The 17961-nt window shown below is 66.1% G+C and carries 15 protein-coding genes; 13 read left to right on the forward strand and 2 right to left on the reverse strand.

What is annotated here, in order from left to right:
• Positions 1–12: 12 nt before the first annotated feature.
• A complete protein-coding gene (locus tag ABIC50_RS09970; RefSeq protein WP_175656892.1) occupies positions 13–738 on the reverse strand; it encodes a class I SAM-dependent methyltransferase in 726 nt (241 codons plus the stop codon).
• A 243-nt stretch (positions 739–981) separates the two neighbouring features.
• Between ABIC50_RS09970 and ABIC50_RS09975 the strand changes: the two genes are divergently transcribed.
• From ABIC50_RS09975 to ABIC50_RS10035, 13 genes are all read left to right on the forward strand, one after another.
• Positions 982–1986: a hypothetical protein gene (locus ABIC50_RS09975; protein WP_354163477.1), complete on the forward strand. Its 1005-nt coding sequence runs from the start codon at positions 982–984 to the stop codon at positions 1984–1986.
• Positions 1987–2212: 226 nt separating this feature from the next.
• The gene (locus tag ABIC50_RS09980) at positions 2213–2803 is read left to right on the forward strand and encodes a DUF4410 domain-containing protein (protein ID WP_354163673.1); all 591 of its coding nucleotides are present in this window, start codon (positions 2213–2215) and stop codon (positions 2801–2803) included.
• Between the two features lie 289 nt (positions 2804–3092).
• Entirely contained in the window at positions 3093–3902 is an 810-nt protein-coding gene (locus ABIC50_RS09985) for a TlpA family protein disulfide reductase (protein ID WP_354163479.1), read from the forward strand.
• Between the two features lie 645 nt (positions 3903–4547).
• A complete protein-coding gene (locus ABIC50_RS09990) occupies positions 4548–5954 on the forward strand; it encodes an undecaprenyl-phosphate glucose phosphotransferase (protein ID WP_354163481.1) in 1407 nt (468 codons plus the stop codon).
• A 132-nt stretch (positions 5955–6086) separates the two neighbouring features.
• The gene (locus ABIC50_RS09995; RefSeq protein WP_471685792.1) at positions 6087–7202 is read left to right on the forward strand and encodes a polysaccharide biosynthesis/export family protein; all 1116 of its coding nucleotides are present in this window, start codon (positions 6087–6089) and stop codon (positions 7200–7202) included.
• Positions 7203–7249: 47 nt separating this feature from the next.
• Positions 7250–7687 carry a low molecular weight protein-tyrosine-phosphatase gene (locus ABIC50_RS10000; protein ID WP_354163675.1) on the forward strand — a complete coding sequence of 146 codons (438 nt, stop codon included), beginning with the start codon at positions 7250–7252 and terminating at the stop codon, positions 7685–7687.
• Between the two features lie 25 nt (positions 7688–7712).
• Positions 7713–9965, forward strand: a complete 2253-nt coding sequence (locus ABIC50_RS10005) for a polysaccharide biosynthesis tyrosine autokinase (RefSeq protein ID WP_354163484.1) — start codon at positions 7713–7715, stop codon at positions 9963–9965.
• Positions 9962–11023 (forward strand): glycosyltransferase family 4 protein, encoded by a 1062-nt coding sequence (locus ABIC50_RS10010; protein ID WP_354163486.1) that lies wholly within the window; start codon positions 9962–9964, stop codon positions 11021–11023. The genes ABIC50_RS10005 and ABIC50_RS10010 overlap by 4 nt, the downstream gene beginning before the upstream one ends.
• Complete coding sequence (locus ABIC50_RS10015) at positions 11010–12104, forward strand: polysaccharide pyruvyl transferase family protein (RefSeq protein ID WP_354163488.1); 1095 nt, start codon at positions 11010–11012, stop codon at positions 12102–12104. The genes ABIC50_RS10010 and ABIC50_RS10015 overlap by 14 nt, the downstream gene beginning before the upstream one ends.
• Positions 12064–13242, forward strand: coding sequence for a glycosyltransferase family 4 protein (locus tag ABIC50_RS10020; RefSeq protein WP_354163489.1), 1179 nt, complete (start codon positions 12064–12066; stop codon positions 13240–13242). The genes ABIC50_RS10015 and ABIC50_RS10020 overlap by 41 nt, the downstream gene beginning before the upstream one ends.
• The gene (locus ABIC50_RS10025; protein ID WP_354163491.1) at positions 13230–14522 is read left to right on the forward strand and encodes a polysaccharide biosynthesis protein; all 1293 of its coding nucleotides are present in this window, start codon (positions 13230–13232) and stop codon (positions 14520–14522) included. Before ABIC50_RS10020 ends, ABIC50_RS10025 begins: the two co-directional genes overlap by 13 nt.
• Positions 14519–15886 carry a glycoside hydrolase family 71 protein gene (locus ABIC50_RS10030; RefSeq protein WP_354163493.1) on the forward strand — a complete coding sequence of 456 codons (1368 nt, stop codon included), beginning with the start codon at positions 14519–14521 and terminating at the stop codon, positions 15884–15886. The genes ABIC50_RS10025 and ABIC50_RS10030 overlap by 4 nt, the downstream gene beginning before the upstream one ends.
• A complete protein-coding gene (locus ABIC50_RS10035; RefSeq protein WP_354163494.1) occupies positions 15883–17352 on the forward strand; it encodes a hypothetical protein in 1470 nt (489 codons plus the stop codon). The genes ABIC50_RS10030 and ABIC50_RS10035 overlap by 4 nt, the downstream gene beginning before the upstream one ends.
• Positions 17353–17383: 31 nt before the next feature.
• Here ABIC50_RS10035 and ABIC50_RS10040 read toward each other — a convergent pair whose 3' ends face one another.
• Positions 17384–17788 (reverse strand): hypothetical protein, encoded by a 405-nt coding sequence (locus ABIC50_RS10040; RefSeq protein ID WP_006756235.1) that lies wholly within the window; start codon positions 17786–17788, stop codon positions 17384–17386.
• Positions 17789–17961 lie beyond the last annotated feature (173 nt).

The following is a 17961-nucleotide window of genomic DNA, read 5'->3' on the forward strand; positions in this document are numbered from 1 at the left end:
GCCGCGGCGGCTTCAATCCAGCGGCCGCGCCTTGATCCAGAGGAACAGCGGCACGCGCGACCACTGCTTCAGCGTGTCCGTGTCGGCGCGGTCGGGCAGCGGTTCGCGCAGCGACACGATCGCGAAGCCGGCCGACTCCAGCGCATCCATGTAGGCCTGAAGCGGCAGCGACCACCCCGCGAAGTGCATCGACAGCCCGTCGCGCGTTTCCACGCCTTCGAAATGCTCGCTGCCGAAATACGTGCCTTCCAGCACGAACGGCGCGTCGGGTTGCGGCCCCGCGAAACGGCCGCGATCGCGGAACGGATGCACGAGCGACACGAACAGCAGCCCGCCCGGCTTCAGCACGCGGCGCGCCTCGCGCAGCGCGGCAGCCAGGTCGTCGAGGTCCATCAGCACGTTGTACGCCATCACGACATCGAAGCTGGCCGGATCGAACGGCAGCGCCGCGGCGTCGGCGAGCGCGTAGCGGTGCGCGGAATCCGCGCGACGCGCGGCGTCGAGCATCGCGGGCACCGCGTCGCTCGCGGTCACGTCGTAGCCGAGCGCCTTCAGCTCGCGGCTCACGCGGCCCTCGCCGCAGCCGATCTCAAGTGCGCGGCCCGCTCCGCGGCCGAGGTAGGCGGCCAGCCCCTCGCGATACTTCCAGAACGCATCGTGGCCCGGCCTCCCGGCCCAGTCGATCCATTGGTCGGCGACGTGCGTCCAGTGCGCTGTGATGGCTTTCGTGTCGGTCATGTTCGATCTCGATCGGCGGGGGTCGTTCCGGCCCAACTGTGCATGGTAAGCCGAAGCGGCGGAGCATGTGAGCGGGGCTTGGCGCTGGCGGGGTCGCTGGGGTCGCTGGGGTCGCTGAAACCGCCGGCGCCACCTCGGCTGGTTTCCGTTTCCGGCTACGGCGTCCTACAGTTATGAGCAACATCATGCGCCGCCGCGTATCGGCCGCATCCGCCGATACGCACCCGACTCCGAGGGAAGTCCATGCCGAGTATCGTCGCCGGTCCCGCCCATCTCCCGCCGAGCCCCGTTGCCGCCGAAACGCGCATGGTGCGCGACGTCGCCACGCTGCAGCCGGCCGACTATCGTTCGGCCGACGGCGCATCGTGGGTCATCGCCACCATCACGCCGGCCCCGGACAGCGGCGAAAACGTGACCGGCACCACCTACTTCGATACCGCGAAACAGCAGACCGTCGCGGTGCCCGATGCGCGCCGGCGCTACGCGAACCGCGGCACCTGGCAGGTCGTCGCGAGTTCGAGCCCGTCGGTGCCGGCCACCGGCCGCTACGACTGGCTGACGCTCGCGTGGCTGCCGATCAACCGGCGGCCGCTGCCGCAAACGGCCGAGCATCTGTATTCGCCGTTCATTCACGGCGGCACGATCGTCTACCGGTGGAATCCGGCCGCGCCGGGCGGCGAGCAGTTCGGCAACGTGCGGATGATTTTTCCGGAGTGGCAGCAGCAGGTGGCCGATGTGCTGCGGGCCGCGCCTGGCGACGACGCGCAAGCGGCGGCCGCGTCGTCGGCGTCGGCGCTCGATCGCGTGAAGCAGGACCGCAATCCGATGGCCGCCGTGCTCGACTTCGGCGCGGCGCTGCATGACGAACCGGCCGACCGGATCGCCGCGCGCCTGCCCGATTTGCTGCGTGAGAACGACCTCCACGAAGTGTCGGCTATCGTGTTCCAGTGCATCGCCACCTCGCGCGAAGCGGACCGGCCGCGCTTCGTCGAAGCAATCAACGGCTCGATCTTCTCGATCGACGACAGCGCGCGCCTTCTCGCGATCGCCTACGGCGCGTTCGCGGCCGGCCGGGCAAAGCCGCATCCGTTCGGCGATGCCGCGCAGGCCGGGCGCATCAACGACGTGTTCACCGCGTTGAAGCAGCGCACGTCGGCGCTCGGCGTGCCGGTCGCGCAAGGGTCGCCGTGGTACGAGTTCTTCACCGCGTATCGGCTGGGCGGTGCGGTATCCGGCCACGGACGGTAATCGCGCGTCAATCGCCGGCGCCGCGATAGCAACGGCCAATCTCCGGCACGCGTCATCGCTGACCGCGCCGCGGATCATTCATCGCCGCGTCGGCGCCCCGGTGAACCAATGCCGAACCGATTCGCGATCTTTCCCGTCAATTCGACGAATTGAATCGAATTGCCCCATGCTAGATTCAGTTCCGGCTACCAAGCCTGTTCAAATAACCCCAATCAAAAGACCAACCATGAAATCTCTTTTCCGTCATGCCGCTCTGGCACTGGTGACCATCGGCTTCCTGTCGGGCTGCGCAAGCAGCGTGACACGCGATACGAGCAATTCGGCGGGGGCGCCCGTGACCGCATCGACCGCCCACTTCGGCACGAAACTCGTGATCGTGAAGGTCACGCTCGACGATACCGCGCGGGAAGAGTTGAAAGACAACCTGAAGTTCGACGCGAAGAAACTGCAGGAGAAAATCGAAAGCGCACTGGACGCACGCAAACTGCTCGCCAAAGCAGATTCCCCCGATGCGATGCACCTGAATGTCGAAGTCACCGGCGTTCGCGTGCGGTCGAGCTTTTCCGCGGTCATGTTCGGATTCATGGCGGGCAACGATCATGTCAACGGCACCGTGACGCTCGTCGATGCCGACAATCATGCGGTCGACCGCTTCAAGGTGTCGGCGTCGTACGCGCTCGGCGGCATCGCCGGCATCGACAGCATGCGCATGGACTGGCTGTACGAGAAATTCACCGAGCAGACGCTCGCAACGCTCGATCCGGCAACGGCTGCAAAGCAGGCTGCCACGGCACCGGACACGTCGAAGAAGCTGTAAGGTCCGACGCCCGGCGAATCGCGCAATCACGGCCCGCCGGGCGGCAGTCGCCGTGCGCATCGTCCGGCGACGCTGCCGGTTCGTCGCCCGACGCACTTTACCGGGCATCACGAAAGAAATCGCCGCCCGGTGAGGAGTGCCCGTCCGAGGAATCCGGATCGTCGGAGGTGACACGCGCCGTCACGGCCGCCGCGGGAACCCCCGCGCACGATGTCGGGTCGAAACGCGACATGCCATTCGACCGTGCCGTTTTCACCGGTCGCCCCTCCATCCTCATCGTCTCGCTTCCATGTTGAGCATCGGTCCCTTCTCGATCCGCGTCGTCGCGGTAGCCGCCGCCGCGCTGATTGCATGGCTCGTCGCCCGCTTCATGCAGCGCCGGCCGCCGGACGGCCAGCACAAGAGCGCGGCGAGCCTGATCCTCGACACGCTGCTGCTTGGCCTGATCGCCGCGCGCGTCGGTTACATCGGTCAATGGTGGTCCGAGTATTCCGCCGCCCCGCGCTCGATCGTCGCGCTCGGCGACGGCGGCTTCGACTGGCGCATCGGCGTCGCCGCGGCGCTCGTGTTCGCCGGCTGGCGACTGCGCCGCCTGCCCGCGCTGCGTCGCCCGGTGCTAGCCGGCATGCTGGCGGGGTTCGCCGCGTGGGGCATCGCGCAAGGCACGCTCGCGACGTTGCAACGCGGTGCGCCGCCGCTTGCCGCGATGCGTCTCGAAGCGCTCGACGCGACGCCCGTCGCGCCGCAGCGCTTTACCGGCAAACCCGTCGTCGTCAATCTGTGGGCCACCTGGTGCCCGCCGTGCCAGCGCGAAATGCCGATCCTCGCGCAGGCGCAGCAGGATCATCCGGACATCACGGTGCTGATGGTCAATCAGGGCGAAGACGCGCAGACCGTGCGCGCGTTCCTCGAACGGAAGGGGTTGCGGTTCGATCACGTGCTGCTCGATCGCACGCTGCATACGATGAAGGCCTACGGTTCGCGCGGGCTGCCGACGACGCTGTTCTTCGACGCGAACGGCAATCTCGTCGAATCGCACATGGGCGAGATCACCGCTGCACGGCTGAAGGACACCGTGAGCGCGGGCTTGCGGCCCTGACGACCGTGTTCCGCGCACGAGTTCGAACGCGCGACGCACGACGCGAACGACATCGTCGTGCGACATGCAGCCGACGAGCAGAAGCGTTCGACCGACACGGTTTCTGACACATCTGCAACGAAGCGACGATTCGACCAGCCAGCGCGGTTGACCCGAAATCATCGGGCGGCTGCGCGCAAGCAAAGCATCGGCTGACAGCCTGCGCCGATGAAAGCCCACCTAACCCGCACCTGATAGCAGCCAAACTCGGCTAGAGTGGTTGCACGTTGTCGCGTGGAAGATCAGTCGCGGCAATCAGCATCCCCCCTTTCAGTACTTCGTGTCGGATGAAACGCTCGTATTAGAAGCGTAGAGGCACCTCTTCATCGGAGCGGCCCTACATCGACTGCGCCTGCTCTCCCGCCCTTTCCCCGACAACGTTTCGTTGTTTCCCGCCGCGGCATTCTCAACGAAATTAGTACTCGTCCTACCGCTTTTCTTCGGTGGACGACACGTTGTCTGATGGTTCCGAGATGGCCCCCCCCATAAACTCGGTTTCTTCCTTGCCAACTGTCATTTTTGATTATCGATGTCAGATCTGGTTCGCCCCGACACGTCAGCGATCAGTCCATGCCGCAACACCGGATTGATCGTGCATCAAGCTGAATGAACATAGGTATGAAACGCAAGCGGGAAAAAGGTCGCGCAACGAAAGCCATATGCGCCGTCGATGTCCTCCTTATCATCGTCATCGCGGGGGTCACGCACAAAGGTTCAATGTGGACTCTCGGCGCATTCCGAATCGAATGGATGCTGATCGGCGTCAGCGCACTGCTCGCGGCGTTCATGTTACGGCTCGCCGGCATCGGCCTCGAGGGCCGAACGCGTCCGGGCACACGGTACGCGCTGCGCACACTCGCCCTTTGGCTCGTCGTCCAAGGATTCGTTCTACTGAAGATGATCGCACTGACGCCCGTCACGATGACGCTGCTGGCGTGGTTCTTCTACTGGACGCTCGGTGTCGCGATCGCGCTCGCCGTGTTCCGGCTCGGCCTGAGCGTCGCACGCCACCGCAGCCTGCATGTGCCGTGCACGCCGTCGCGCGTTGCGATCGTCGGCGGCGGCGAATGGCTCGAACGCGTCGCCGACTCGATCGACACGGCCGGCGCGTCGCGCTACCAGTTCGTCGGCGCGTATCGCACGACCGAGCACGCGGCCACGCTCGGCGAAGGCGCGTTCGTCGCCACCGATCTTGCGTCGTTCTCCGCCCTGGCCCGCACCGAACGCGTGGACGAGATCTGGATCGCGCTGCCGCTTGACGACGACGCCACGATCACCCGCGTGATCAACGAATTCCGCCACGATTTCGTCGAACTGCGCCTGATGCCGGACGTCAGCAAGCATGCGCTGTTCGGCAGCCGTGTCGAAGACATCCTGGGCGAACCGGCGATCTCGCTGGCCGCACCGCCGCTGTCGCGCGGTGCACGGCTCGCGAAGGCTATCTTCGACCGTGCGTTCGCGGCCGTCGTGCTGGTCGGGCTGATGCCGCTGCTGCTCGTCGTCGCCGCGGCCATCAAGCTGACGTCGCCGGGGCCCGTGCTGTTCACGCAGAAGCGGCGCGGCGCGGATGGCCAGACCTTCGACATCTACAAGTTCCGCACGATGCGCGTGCATGTCGAACCAGCCGGCACGGTCGCGCAAGCCACGCGCAACGACCCGCGCGTGACGAAGGTCGGCGCGTTCCTGCGGCGCACGAGCCTCGACGAGCTGCCGCAGTTCGTCAACGTGCTGTTCGGCGACATGTCGGTGGTCGGCCCGCGCCCGCATGCGGTGGAGCACGACGCGCAGTACCGCACGCTCGTCGACGGCTACATCCACCGATACCGGATCAAGCCCGGCATCACCGGCTGGGCGCAAGTCAACGGGCTGCGCGGCGCGACCGAACGGCTCGAAAGCATGCAGTCCCGCGTCGAGTACGACCTCTACTACCTGCGCAACTGGTCGTTCGCGCTGGACCTGCGAATCATCGGTGCGACGGTGTTGCGCGGCTTCGGCCATCAGAACGCGTACTGAGCACCGCATGCAGATCGTCCATCCGCTTCACACGTCCGAATAGGCTCAACCTTGAAGTTATCTCTGTTCCGATCCTTCGGCGGTCGCCGCCATCGTACGTCCGCGAACGCCCCGGCGCCTGCGCGTGGCACCGTGCGCGCATGCGTCGGCGTGCTGTGCTGCGCGGTGTTGTCGGGCTGTGCGCTCGCGCCCGGGATGAAGATGCCTGCCACGACCAGCCTGCCTGATTCGAACGGCCACGCGCCGGCACCTGCCACGACGCCGCCGGTACCGATCGCCGAAATCGATGCGACGCTGATCCGCCAGTTGAAGGCCGACGCGCGCGCGGCCGCCGGGAACCAGGTCGATGCGCTGCTCGGCCGCCCCGCCGCCTATACGCTCGGCGCGGGCGACGTGCTGCAGGTGACCGTCTGGGACCACCCGGAGCTGACCATCGCGCAGGGGCCGTTGCAGCAGACCAACGTGCGGCCGTCCGATCCACCGCAAGGGTTCGTGATCGACGACGCGGGCAACGTGCAGGTGCCCTATGCCGGCAACGTGCCGGTCGCCGGCCTGACCGTCGACGGTGCACGCCGCGCGATCTCGGCCGCGCTCGCGCGCTACTTCGTCGCGCCGAAGGTCACGGTGCGCGTCGCATCGTTCCGCGCGAAGCACGTTCATGTCGACGGCGAGGTGCGCACGCCCGGCACCGTACCGGTCAACGACGTGCCGATGACGCTATACGAAGCGGTCGGCCGCGCGGGCGGCTTCCTGCCGGCGGCCGATCAGAGCCGCCTCGTGCTGGTGCGCGGCGGCGTGTCGTATCCGCTCGATCTGCCCGGCATGCTGGCGCGCGGCACGAATCCCGCCGGCTTGCTGCTGCGCGACGGCGATCTGTTGCGCGTGCTGCCGCGCGAGGAGAACGGCGTCTACGTGATGGGCGAAGTGGCCCGGCCGGTCACCGCGCTGCCGTTGCGCACCGGCCGGCTGACGCTGAGCGACGCGCTGTCGCAAGCCGGCAGCTTCAACAGCGCGAGCGCCGACGCCGCGCAGCTCTATGTGATCCGCGGTGCATCGAGCGATGCGCCGCGCGTGTTCCACCTCGACGCGCGCTCGCCCGTCGCGATGGTGCTCGCCAATCAGTTCGACCTTCAGCCGAAGGATGTCGTCTACGTGGACAGCAACAGCCTCGTCCGGTTCAGCCGCGTGCTGAATCTGTTGTTGCCGGCGATCAATGCCGGGTTGACGGGCGCGATCGTCACGAAATGACCGAAAGCCATCGATACGGCATTCACAACAGAAAAGCCGGAGGAAAAATGATTCGAACCATTCTCGTCGTCTGCACCGGAAACATTTGCCGCAGCCCTATCGGCGAGGGTCTGCTGCGGGCACGACTGCCGGGTATCGAGGTGATCTCCGCCGGCACGTCGGCGCTCGTCGGGGCCCCGGCCCACGCGCTCGCGTCATCCGTGTCCGCCGAAGCCGGGATCGACATTTCCGCGCATCGCGCGCAGCAGCTCACCGCGGCATTGGTGCGTCGTGCCGACATCGTGCTGACGATGGAAGCCGGCCAGCATCGCGAGATCGTCGAGCGCCATCCATTTTCGCTGGGGCGCGTGTTCCGGCTCGACGGACGGAACGGCATCGATGTGCCGGATCCGTACCTGAAGCCGATCGATGCGTTCAGGCATGCCTATTCCCTGATCGAACGAGGCGTGAACGCGTGGGTGCCGAAGATCCAGGCCCTGAGATGAGCATCGAACGATGAACGGAATTTCCATGAACAAAGCACCGAACCCGTTACCCGAAGCCGACCTGGGCGACGAGCCGGAACTCGTGCGGTATGTCGATCTGCTGCTGACGAACCGCTGGCTGGTGGCCGGCATCGCGGCGGTCGTGTTTGCCGCGGGCGCGGCGTATGCGTTGCTCGCGCGCCCGATCTACGCGTCGAATCTGCTGATTCAGGTCGAAGACAGCACGGGCGGGTCCGACTCCCTGCTCGGTAGCGTGTCGTCGCTTTTCGACGGCAAGATCCAGGCGGCGGCCGAGATCGAGATCCTCCAGTCGAGAATGGTGGTCGGCCATGCCGTCAAGACCCTGCGCCTGTATATCGACGCGACGCCGAAGCGCTTCCCGCTGATCGGCGAGGCGATCGCCGCGCGCGCACACGGCCTGTCCCGGCCAGGTTTGTTCGGGTTCGGCGGATACGGCTGGGGCACCGAGTCGATCGAGATCGGCACGTTCGACGTTCCGAAAACCTTCGAGGGCGACCGGTTCGAACTGACGGCGCTGCCCGATGGCCGCTTCCGGCTGGAAAACGGCGATCTCGACCGGCCGATCGAAGGCGCGCTCGGGCAGCTCATCGAATCGACGCAGGCCGGCGGCACGTTCCGGATCCGCGTCGATGCACTCCACGCGCGGCCGGGCGCGGTGTTCCAGGTGGAACGTCATTCCGAACTGAAGACGCTGCAGCGGTTGCAGAAACACCTGGCCGTGTCGGAGATTCGCAAGCAGAGCAACGTCATCAACGTGTCGCTGAAGGGCGAAGACCCCGACACGGTGGCGAACATCCTGAATACGATCGGCACGGCGTACGTCGCGCAGAACGTCAAGCGGAAATCGGCCGAGGCGGAGAAGTCCCTTGCGTTCCTCGAGAACGTCGCGCCGCAACTGAAACAGAACCTGGAACAGGCCGAAGCGAAATACAACGCAATGCGCCGCAAGCGCGGCACGTTCGACCTCGGCATCGAGGCGCAAGCCTATCTGCAGGACAGCATCGCAACCCAGGCGACGCTGCTGGCGTTGCAGCAGAAGCGCGCGGAGGCGTCGACCCGGTTCGCGGCCGGCCATCCCGAGATGCAGGCGCTCGATCGTCAGATCGATGGCGCGAAACGGAAGATCGACGGGCTGTCGGCGCGTCTGCGCGCGTTCCCCGATATCGAACAGGACGAGCTCCGGCTTCGTCGCGACGTCGAAGTCGGCAACGAAATGTATGTCGGGGTGCTGAACAATATCCAGCAGCTCAGGCTGGTGTCGGCCGGCAAGGTCGGCAACGTTCGCGAAGTGGACAACGCAGCCGTCCCGGAAGAGCCGGTCGAGCCGCGCAAGGCATTGATTGTCGCGCTGTCCGCCATTCTCGGCGTGATGCTGGGCGTCACGGCGGCGGTCGCGCGTGAGGCGCTGTTCGGCGGCGTGAAGGACGCGGCCGACATCGAGCGCCGCACCGGATTGAGCGTCTACGGCACGATCCCCGATTCGCCGATGCAACGGGGCGCAGCCGCATCGGCCGCGCGGCGCGGGACCATCCCGTCGTTGCTGGCCAACGAGAACCCCTTCGACCCCGCCGTCGAGAGCCTGAAAAGCCTGCGCACGGCCGTCGGCCTCACCTTGCTCGACGCAAACAACAACCGGGTGCTGCTGACGGGGCCGAGCCCCGGTGTCGGCAAGTCCTTCGTGTCGGCCAATCTGGCGGCCGTGATGGCCGCCGCCGGCCATCGCGTGCTGCTGATCGATGCGGACATGCGGCGCGGTCACCTGCACGATTCGTTCGGCGTGCGGAGCGCACCCGGGCTTTCCGACCTGCTGACGGGCCGCGCCTCGTTGCAGGACGCCACGCGGCGCGGCGTCTCGAAGGGGTTGGACTTCATCCCGACGGGCGCCGCTTCGCAATCCACCTCGGAGCTGCTGCTGGGTGAATCGACGACCCGGTTGCTCGACGAGATGAGCGCCACCTACGACGTCGTGATCATCGACACGCCGCCGGTGCTCGCGGTGGCGGACGCCAGCATTCTGGCGCCGCACTGCGCGACGATCTTCCTCGTGACCCGCGCGAGACAAACGACGATCGACGAGATCGCCGAATCGGCGAAGCAGCTGAACAGGATTTCGTCGGGCTTGCTCGGTGTCCTCTTCAACGGCATCGACACGCGCGCATTCGGCTATCGCACCCGATACGGCGCGTATCGCTATGCGCCGTATGAAGCGCCCGAAGCGAACGACGCGTCCGCAACGCGCGAGCGGGAGGCGTCATGAAGATCGTTCACGTCGTGGAAACCTGGGTGGGCGGTATCGCCACCTACGTCGGCGCGCTGGCGCGCGAGCAGATCGCGATGGGCAACGAAGTCCTGCTCATTTGCGATCCCGACAAGATGACCGGCACGACCGGCGTCGAAGGGCTGACGCTGATCGGATACCGGTCGAGCCGGCATCCGGCGCGCATCGCCAGCGTCGCGCGCGAGATCCGCGCGTTGCTCAAGGCCATCGGCCCGGATGTGATCCATTGCCACAGCACGTTCCCCGGCGTGTACGTGCGGCTGCTCCGGCATCGACACGCGAAGGTCCTGTACACCCCGCACGCGTGGGCGTTCCTGAAGAAGGACGTCGGCTCCGTCACGCGGCTCGGCTATGCGCTGATCGAGCGCCTGCTGGCAACCCGATGCGACCGGATCGTCTGCATGTCGCTGGACGAGTTGCGCGCGGCACGCAAGTACCGGCTGCCGATGTCGAAGGTCGACCTCGTCTACACCGGCATTGCCGGCGACGAGGCGAGGGCCGCCTTCGACCGTCCGTCCGGCGGCTCGACGATACGCGTCGGCTATTTCGGCCGCCTCGATTACCAGAAGGGTTTCGACGTCGTGCTCGACGCAGTGCCGGCGTTGAAACCGGACATCGAGATCAACGTGTACGGCATGGCGGTGCGCGGCGGCGTCGCGGCGGAGCAGGCCGGCGACGACCGGATCGTCTACCACGGCTGGGTCGATGCAGCCGCGACGAAGAACGCCATGCAGGCGATGGACGTCGTGATCGTGCCGTCCCGCTGGGAAGGGCTCGCACTCGTGCCGATCGAGGCGATGCGCGCCGGCAAGGTGCTCGTCGTGTCCGGCGAAAGCTCGCTGCCCGAGCAGGTGATCCATGGCTACAACGGGATCATCCTCACCGAGCTCACCGGGCAATGCCTCGCCGACAACCTGAACCGCCTGACGGTCGACAAATGCCGGCGCATGGGTGAGAACGCCCGGCACGTGTTCGACCAGACCTTCAGGCAGGAACATTTCCTGAAATCGCTGATGCGGATCTATGAACAAGCCTGACGTTTATCTGTTGCACGCATACAGCTCGCGAAACAGCGGCGACGGTCTGCTGGTCAAGTTGAGCCTGAAGGCGATCCGCGCCGCCGGCATCGACGGCGTCGTCACGATCGTCTGCCTCGATCCCGAATCGTTCCGCGGCTATCTCGACGACGCGAACATCCGCCTCTGGTCGCTGGCCCGTTTCTGCATCGAATCGGTGCGCCGCTTCGGCCGCGCGAAGCCGGCGCTGTTCTTCGGCGTGGGCGGCGGTTACCTGCGTGCGTCCAGCGGCATGGAAGGCTGGAAATCGCTTATCGCGCACGGCAGCCAGCTGGCCTGCACCGCGTTGCGTCGCTCGAAGCGATCGATCTATCTGCCGCAGAGCATCGGTCCGCTGAAGTCGCTGCCGGGCACCCTGCTGGCGGCGTTGGTCCGGCGTTGCGTGGACGTCGTGTTCCTGCGCGACGACCAGAGCGTCGACGAGCTTGCACACCCGCACGGCATTCGCACGGGGGATCTGGTCGTGCTCGAGATCGGCCGGACACCGCGCAGCCAGCCGGACGCGGAGCGCCGTGCCGAACACCCGCGCCCGATCCGGTTCGTGTTCCGCGACCTGAAGGGCAAACCGTATCGCGACGACTACGTCAGCCGTCTGCGTTGCGTCGCGAAGCGGCTGCCGCGCGCGGGATTCGCGCTGCAAAGCAGCGGCCGCGGCAACGGCGACGACACGTTCTATCGCGACACGTTCGGCGTCGGGCGGGTCGACGATCTGGCGACGCTCGTCGCGCGCGAGCGCCCGGTGGTCGTCTCCGTCCGGCTGCACGGCAGCCTCGAAAGCGTGCTGGCCGGCGTGCCGAGCATTCATATCGCGTACGAGCGCAAAGGTCAGGCTGCATACGACGACCTCGGCCTGTCGCGCTACGTGGTGCACGCCAGCGACTTCGGCGCGGACCGTGTCGCCGCGCTGGCTCGCGAGCTTGCACACGACGACAGCGCGTACTGGCAGGCGTTGCGCACGACAGACGCGACGCGCTACAACGAGATGGTCGAAAGGATCCGTCATGAAATCGAGCAGTTCAATCACCTTCGTGATGGACGGTAATTTTTCGCGCGTCGGCGACGAAATCTACAGTCCTCACATGGGCCACGAGAAGTTCGCGAGCCGGTTCGCGCCGCATTTCGACGCGGTGCGCATCGTCGCCCGCGCGTTTCCGAAAACCCGGCCGATCGGCTCAGTCGTCACCGGGCCGCGCACGTCGTTCGTCGACCTGGGCGCCATTCGCGGCGGCCGCCGCTGGCTGACTGGCTTGCCGCGTACGGCGGTACGGCTGTTCCGCGTCATCCGGAGCGCGCAAACGCTGATGATCCGCTTTCCGGGCAATGTGGCAACGCTCGCACTGCTGCTGTGCTGGTTCACGAGAAAGCCGTTCTCGGCCGAGATCGTCGCCGATCCGGAGGACTACTTCAGCAAGGATGCGTCGCCCCATCCGTTGCGCCGCGTCGCGAAGTGGATCCATTGCAGCTCGACCGCGTTCGCCGCGCGGCGCGCACAAAGCGTGCGATACGTGACGGAAACCTATTTGCAGGCGAAGTATCCGGCGCGCCCGCGCGCCGATTCGTTCGGCTTCAGCGATGCCTACCTGCCAAACGGGCTCTTCGCGGCGCGCGACGCCGACGCGCTCGCGCGATCCGGGTCGTTGCGGCTGATCAACGTCTCGATGATGCACAACCGGAGCAAGGGACACGTGGCGCTGCTCGAAGCCGTGTCGCGCCTGAAGCGCAAGAACGTGCCGGTCGTGCTGACGCTCGTCGGCGACGGTGCATTGCGCGGGGAACTGGAGGCGCTGGCGCGTACGCTGGGCATCGCCAACGTCGTCGCATTCCGCGGACAGGTCTCGTCGGAAACAGCCTGCGCGATCGTCGCCGAACACGATCTGTTCGTGCTGCCGTCGCTTCAGGAAGGGATGCCGCGCGCGATGCTGGAAGCGATGGCAGTCGGCACGCCCGTGCTCGGAACCGGCGTGGGCGGCATACCGGAAGTACTGCCTGCGAGCGACTTGATCCGGGCCGGCTCGGTCGACGCGATCGTGGGTGCGGTCGAGGCGGTCGCACGCGACCGCGCCCAGCTCGTCGACATGCGCATCCGGCAGCAGGCGAAAGCCGCCGCGTTTTCCCATTCGGCACTGCAGGCAAAGTACGACGCGTACTGCCGTTACCTGATCGAGCGATGCGCCGCCTGAACGCCGACTTGATCCATGTCGTCGCCAGCACCGGCTTGCCGGCCCTGGTGAATTTCGTCGTGGCGGCACTGGCGCTGCATCTCTTCGACCCCGTGCTCGTCGGTCGCTCATATGCGTTGCTCGCCCTGTTCTACGTCGCCATCGACGCCTTCAACTTCGGGTCCGCGCGCATCTACACGATCGATCGCATCCGGGCGCGGTTTCCGAACCTGCTTCGGCTCGACTGCGTCAGCGCGCTCGGCTCGACCGTGCTGTTCTGTCTGGCGTGCGCGCTGCTGGGCCGAACCGGCTCGATCGCGCTGCCGAACTGGACCGCCATGCTCGTCCTCGCGCCCGTTTGTTACGGGCTGTCGCACTTTGCGCTCGGATTCTTCCGGGTGACGAGGCGCAATGGCGTCGTGCTGGTCATCTCGACGATCTCGGCGCTTTCGCGTCTGGCTGTCATTGCGGTGCTCGCCGAATACCACGGCTTGCGCGGCCATCTTCCCGATCTGCTGCTGCTGGTCGAAGCCGTGTATGGCGCGCTGCTGCTGGCTGCCTATCTGTGGGTAACGCGCGGCAGCACGACCGGTTCGGAACCGAGCCGATATCCGCCCACCGTGCGTGGCGGGCTGGTTTGGTATCGCGACTTTATCGCGCAGGCGCGCGGTGAAATGCTGAGTAGCTGGTACGCGAACGCGGTGCTGTCCGGCGCCAAGCACCTCGACGTGCTGATCGTGTCCGCCGTGGCCGGGCCGGCCGGCGCCGCGCTGTATCGCGTCGCCAAAGGCTTCAACAATCTGGCCTTCAATTTCGGCCAATCGGTTTCGCTGGCGATCAGCGGAAACGGCGGGCGGGCGCTTCGATTGATCGGCGGGGCCGGATTCGCACGCAAGCTCGCGGCGGGCCTGTTGGCGGGGTTGGTCCTTCTGGCCGCGGCATCGTACGCGTTGCTGGAGATACGGCTGTTTCCGGTGCATTCGCTCAGCAGCAGCCGGGTCAGCCAGTTTGCATTCGTGTTCGCCGTGCTGCTGGGCGCCTGCCTGGTGTTTCTCTGCAGGATCCTGTCGCTGTGGCTATATGCGCGGAGCCGGCGCGCGTTCGTGAAGATGGCGTCGTTCGAGGCTGTCCTCACGCTCGCGCTGGTCGCGGCGCTCAGCTGGACGTTCGGCGCCTATGGCGCGATTTGCGGCGTCGGCACGGCGGCGTTCGTCATCCTGTCGTCGTCGTGCGTCCTGCTGACGCGTCACGCCATGCCCGCCGCGCCGCTTCCGGCGAACGCCGGGCAGGAGCAGCCATGAAACGACGATCCTTCATCACGACGACGGTCGCGACCGCGCTGGCCCCAGGCGGGCTGCTTCGCGCGCGCCCCCGCGAGACGAGCGACGCGCCGGGCACGCGCCAGGTTTTCGCGCACTACATGGTGGCGTGGCCGAGAGGCGGAAAGGCAGCCGGCCCCGAACAGTATGCGCAGGAAATGCGTGACGCGATGGCGGCCGGCATCGACGGCTTCGCACTGAATTGCGGCGGGTGGCACGCTTCCGAGCCGTACTACAAGCGGCGGGTCGAGACGATCTACGACGCGGCCGACCGGTTCGACGGCGCGTTCAAGTTGTTCGTGTCCGCCGACGGCAACGCACAGGACGAACTCGCAGACATCATCCGGACGGTTCGCGGACGCCGTGCGCAGTTGACGGTGGACGGACGACCCGTGCTGTCCGCATACGCGTTGGGCGGGCGGCACGGCACCGGCGCACGATCGCTGATCGAGACCGCCGGACGCCTCGGTGCGTATTTTGTCCCGCATCTGTCTCCGAGCACCGGAGAACGGGAAATCGATGCAAGCGTGGCGGCCGAGATCGTCGGGAAAATCCGGTCCGCGGACGGCTATTTCTATTTCGGTGCGGCGGGCGCACCGTCGCTGCTGGCCCGCTCAACGCGCGCACTGGCTCCCGCGTTGCGCAACGCCGGCAAGGTCTTCATGGCGCCGGTGACGCCGTACTACCGGGGTTTGCCGCAAGGCACGAACTATCGCGCATTCGAGACGCGCGGGTTCGCCGGCATGGCCGAGGAATGGCGCGCGGCGATCGAGTCGCGCGCGACCTGGGTGCAGATCGTGACCTGGAACGACTGGGCGGAATCGACGTATGTCGCGCCGACCGGGGCAGCACGGCAGGCCTGCGTGTATGACGCGCGCTTCGGCCCGATCCTGAACCACGAAGGCTATCTGCGCGCGTCGCGTCATTCCATCCGCTGGTTCAAGACGGGCAGCGAACCGCCGATCGTGCGCGACGAGCTGTTCTTTTTCTATCGTCCGGGCCTGGCAGGGCAACGCGAAGCGTCCGCCTATGGGCGTTCGGCGTCGACATACGGATCGCCGCGCATGCCGCACGGGCCGCTCGTCGATCGCATTTTCGTGTGTGTATTCCTGACCGAACCCGCGTTGCTCACGATCGGCCAGAACGCCCGCAAGGACCGCCGGTCGCTACCGGCCGGAATTTCGTTCGTCGATGTCCCGAGCACGCCCGGGCTGCCGACGTTCTCGATCGTTCGTGACGAGCGGGTCGTGCTCGAGTGTGCGGGCGAGCTGGCGGTGGCAGAACCCGGCGGCGGCGGCCAGTACGGCTACTACAGCGGTTGGGCGATCGACGGACAATCTCGATGAATTCCTTGCGTTCGAACCTCACGTTGCGCCGGACAGGCGACCACCGGCACATGGTGTGGACGACGTTCGCCGTCGGCGCGCTTGCCGCGATCGTCGCGACGCTGCTGATTACCCAGCGCATGCATGGCGTGCTGCTGCTACTGAACGTCGCGCTGTTGCTGGCGATCGCCGCCATTCGTCCGAGAACGCCGACCGTACGCTGGTTCCGGATCTTTCTGTTCTTCATTCTCGGCGTGTTCCCGCTGTGGCAACTGCTGGCGGTAGACGAGATCTATCTACGGCTGCTGCCGCAAGACGATCCGGCCGTCGCGCTCTGGTATTTCCTGAGCCTCGCCGGCGTGCTGGTCGTCAAGCTGACGCTCGACCTCAACGCAAGCCGCCTCGGCAACGCCGGCTTGCCGTTCGAACCCGGCATGCGCGTCAGCAGCCTCGCCTATCTGTTCGCGCTGCTGTCCCTCGGCGCGCTCGCGTTCATCTACGTCAAGCTGGGCGGTTACGCACGAATCGTCGAGTTGTACGACACGCGTGTCGAGCAAACCGGCACCGACAACGATCCGTTTCGCGGTTTGGGCGTCATACAGGCGCTGGCCAACACGTCGCCGCTGTGGATATTCGTCTGCCTCATGATGCGACGCCGCCGCAGCGTCGTGCTGACGGCCGTGGCCTTCGTTCAGCTCGGCGTACTGAGCTGGCTGTCGTCCGGCATCGCCGGGAGTCGCCAGGGTATCGTCTTCGTGCTGGTGTTCGCACTGTTCATCCATCACAGCTTCATCGAGCGAATCAGGCCGCGCACGATCCGGATCGCCGGTATCGGCGTGGCGCTGACCGGCCTGCTGCTGATGCCGTTGAAATTCGGCCTCGGCTACGACGACATCGCGAATCTGTCGCAGCGGTTTGCCGAGCAGCGCGATCTCGAGTTGAGCATGGGGCCGGTCAGCGTGTTCCTGTTTCGGGACCTGTCGCGCTTCGACGTGCAGGCACTGGCGATCGATACGGTCGCGCAACCGACCTATGCGTACCCGATGGGACGAAGCTTCGTCGGTGCGATCGCGTCGATCGTTCCAAGTGCGCTGTGGAGTGATCGCCCCGACACGTTCGCGCTGGAAAAATCGGAGATCATGCGCGATCTCGAGCGCACCGCGCTCGACAAGACAACCCTGTTGTTCGGCATGCCGGGGGAATTCCTGGTGAACTTCGGCATCGCCGGGTTCGTTTTGTCGTTTGCGATTCCCGCGATTCTGCTTGTCCTGCAAAACAACACGGGAATCCGCTCTCGCAGATGGCTGCCGTTACAGGCCGTGATGTGGCCGCTGCCGTTCCTGTTCTTTCTGTTCGACTCGAACGTCATGGTGTACTACACGGTGCGATGGATCCTGCTGTTCGGCTTGCCGATGGCGTTCGTGCTCAGGCAACCGCGACGATCGCGACGGGCGGCCATCGACACGCTCGCGCCGCCGATCCGATGACGATCCGGCGCCGCGGCGCACGCGTTCGATCTCAAGGCCGCGACAACACCATCACCCGCCCCGACACGCGCTGCAGCTTCAGCCACCCGGTATCGGCCGTAAACCGAAGCTGCTGCAACGGAAAATCGAACCCGGCCTTCTGCGCCGCGCTGACCACCGCGTCGGCGATCCAGCGGATCAGTTCCTTGCCTTCGTCGGTGGTTTGGTGACCGTTCTGGACGCCATAGAAATAGCGATTCCCGGCGTTGACTTCGTTCTGCAACTGCATCCAGTGTCCCGGCAGGCCCGGCAGCGTTCTGAACAGGTCGGCCACGCGCTGCGTCGTCAGGCCGCGCGCCCACAGCGCCCCATTCACCGCGGGCCGCGCCAGGTTGTGACGGTCTGCTTCCTGGGCCTGCTCCTTGATATCGCCTTTCAGAATATCGGGTTTCGTCATCGCACTGTCCTCGTGAGGGCCCCGCAACGGGCCGGTTGAATCAAAAAAGCGCCGAACATCGGGCGCACGCGTTGCGTGCACGATACCGCTAATCTTGAAATTGATCGCCTGTCAGGTATGTCAGGCCGGCGCGTTTCAACATCGCACGCAAGAATCAGCCTCGTCCGATAGGC

It is taken from the genome of Burkholderia sp. 567 (assembly GCF_040545115.1).
In the GTDB taxonomy this organism is placed as follows: domain Bacteria; phylum Pseudomonadota; class Gammaproteobacteria; order Burkholderiales; family Burkholderiaceae; genus Burkholderia; species Burkholderia ambifaria.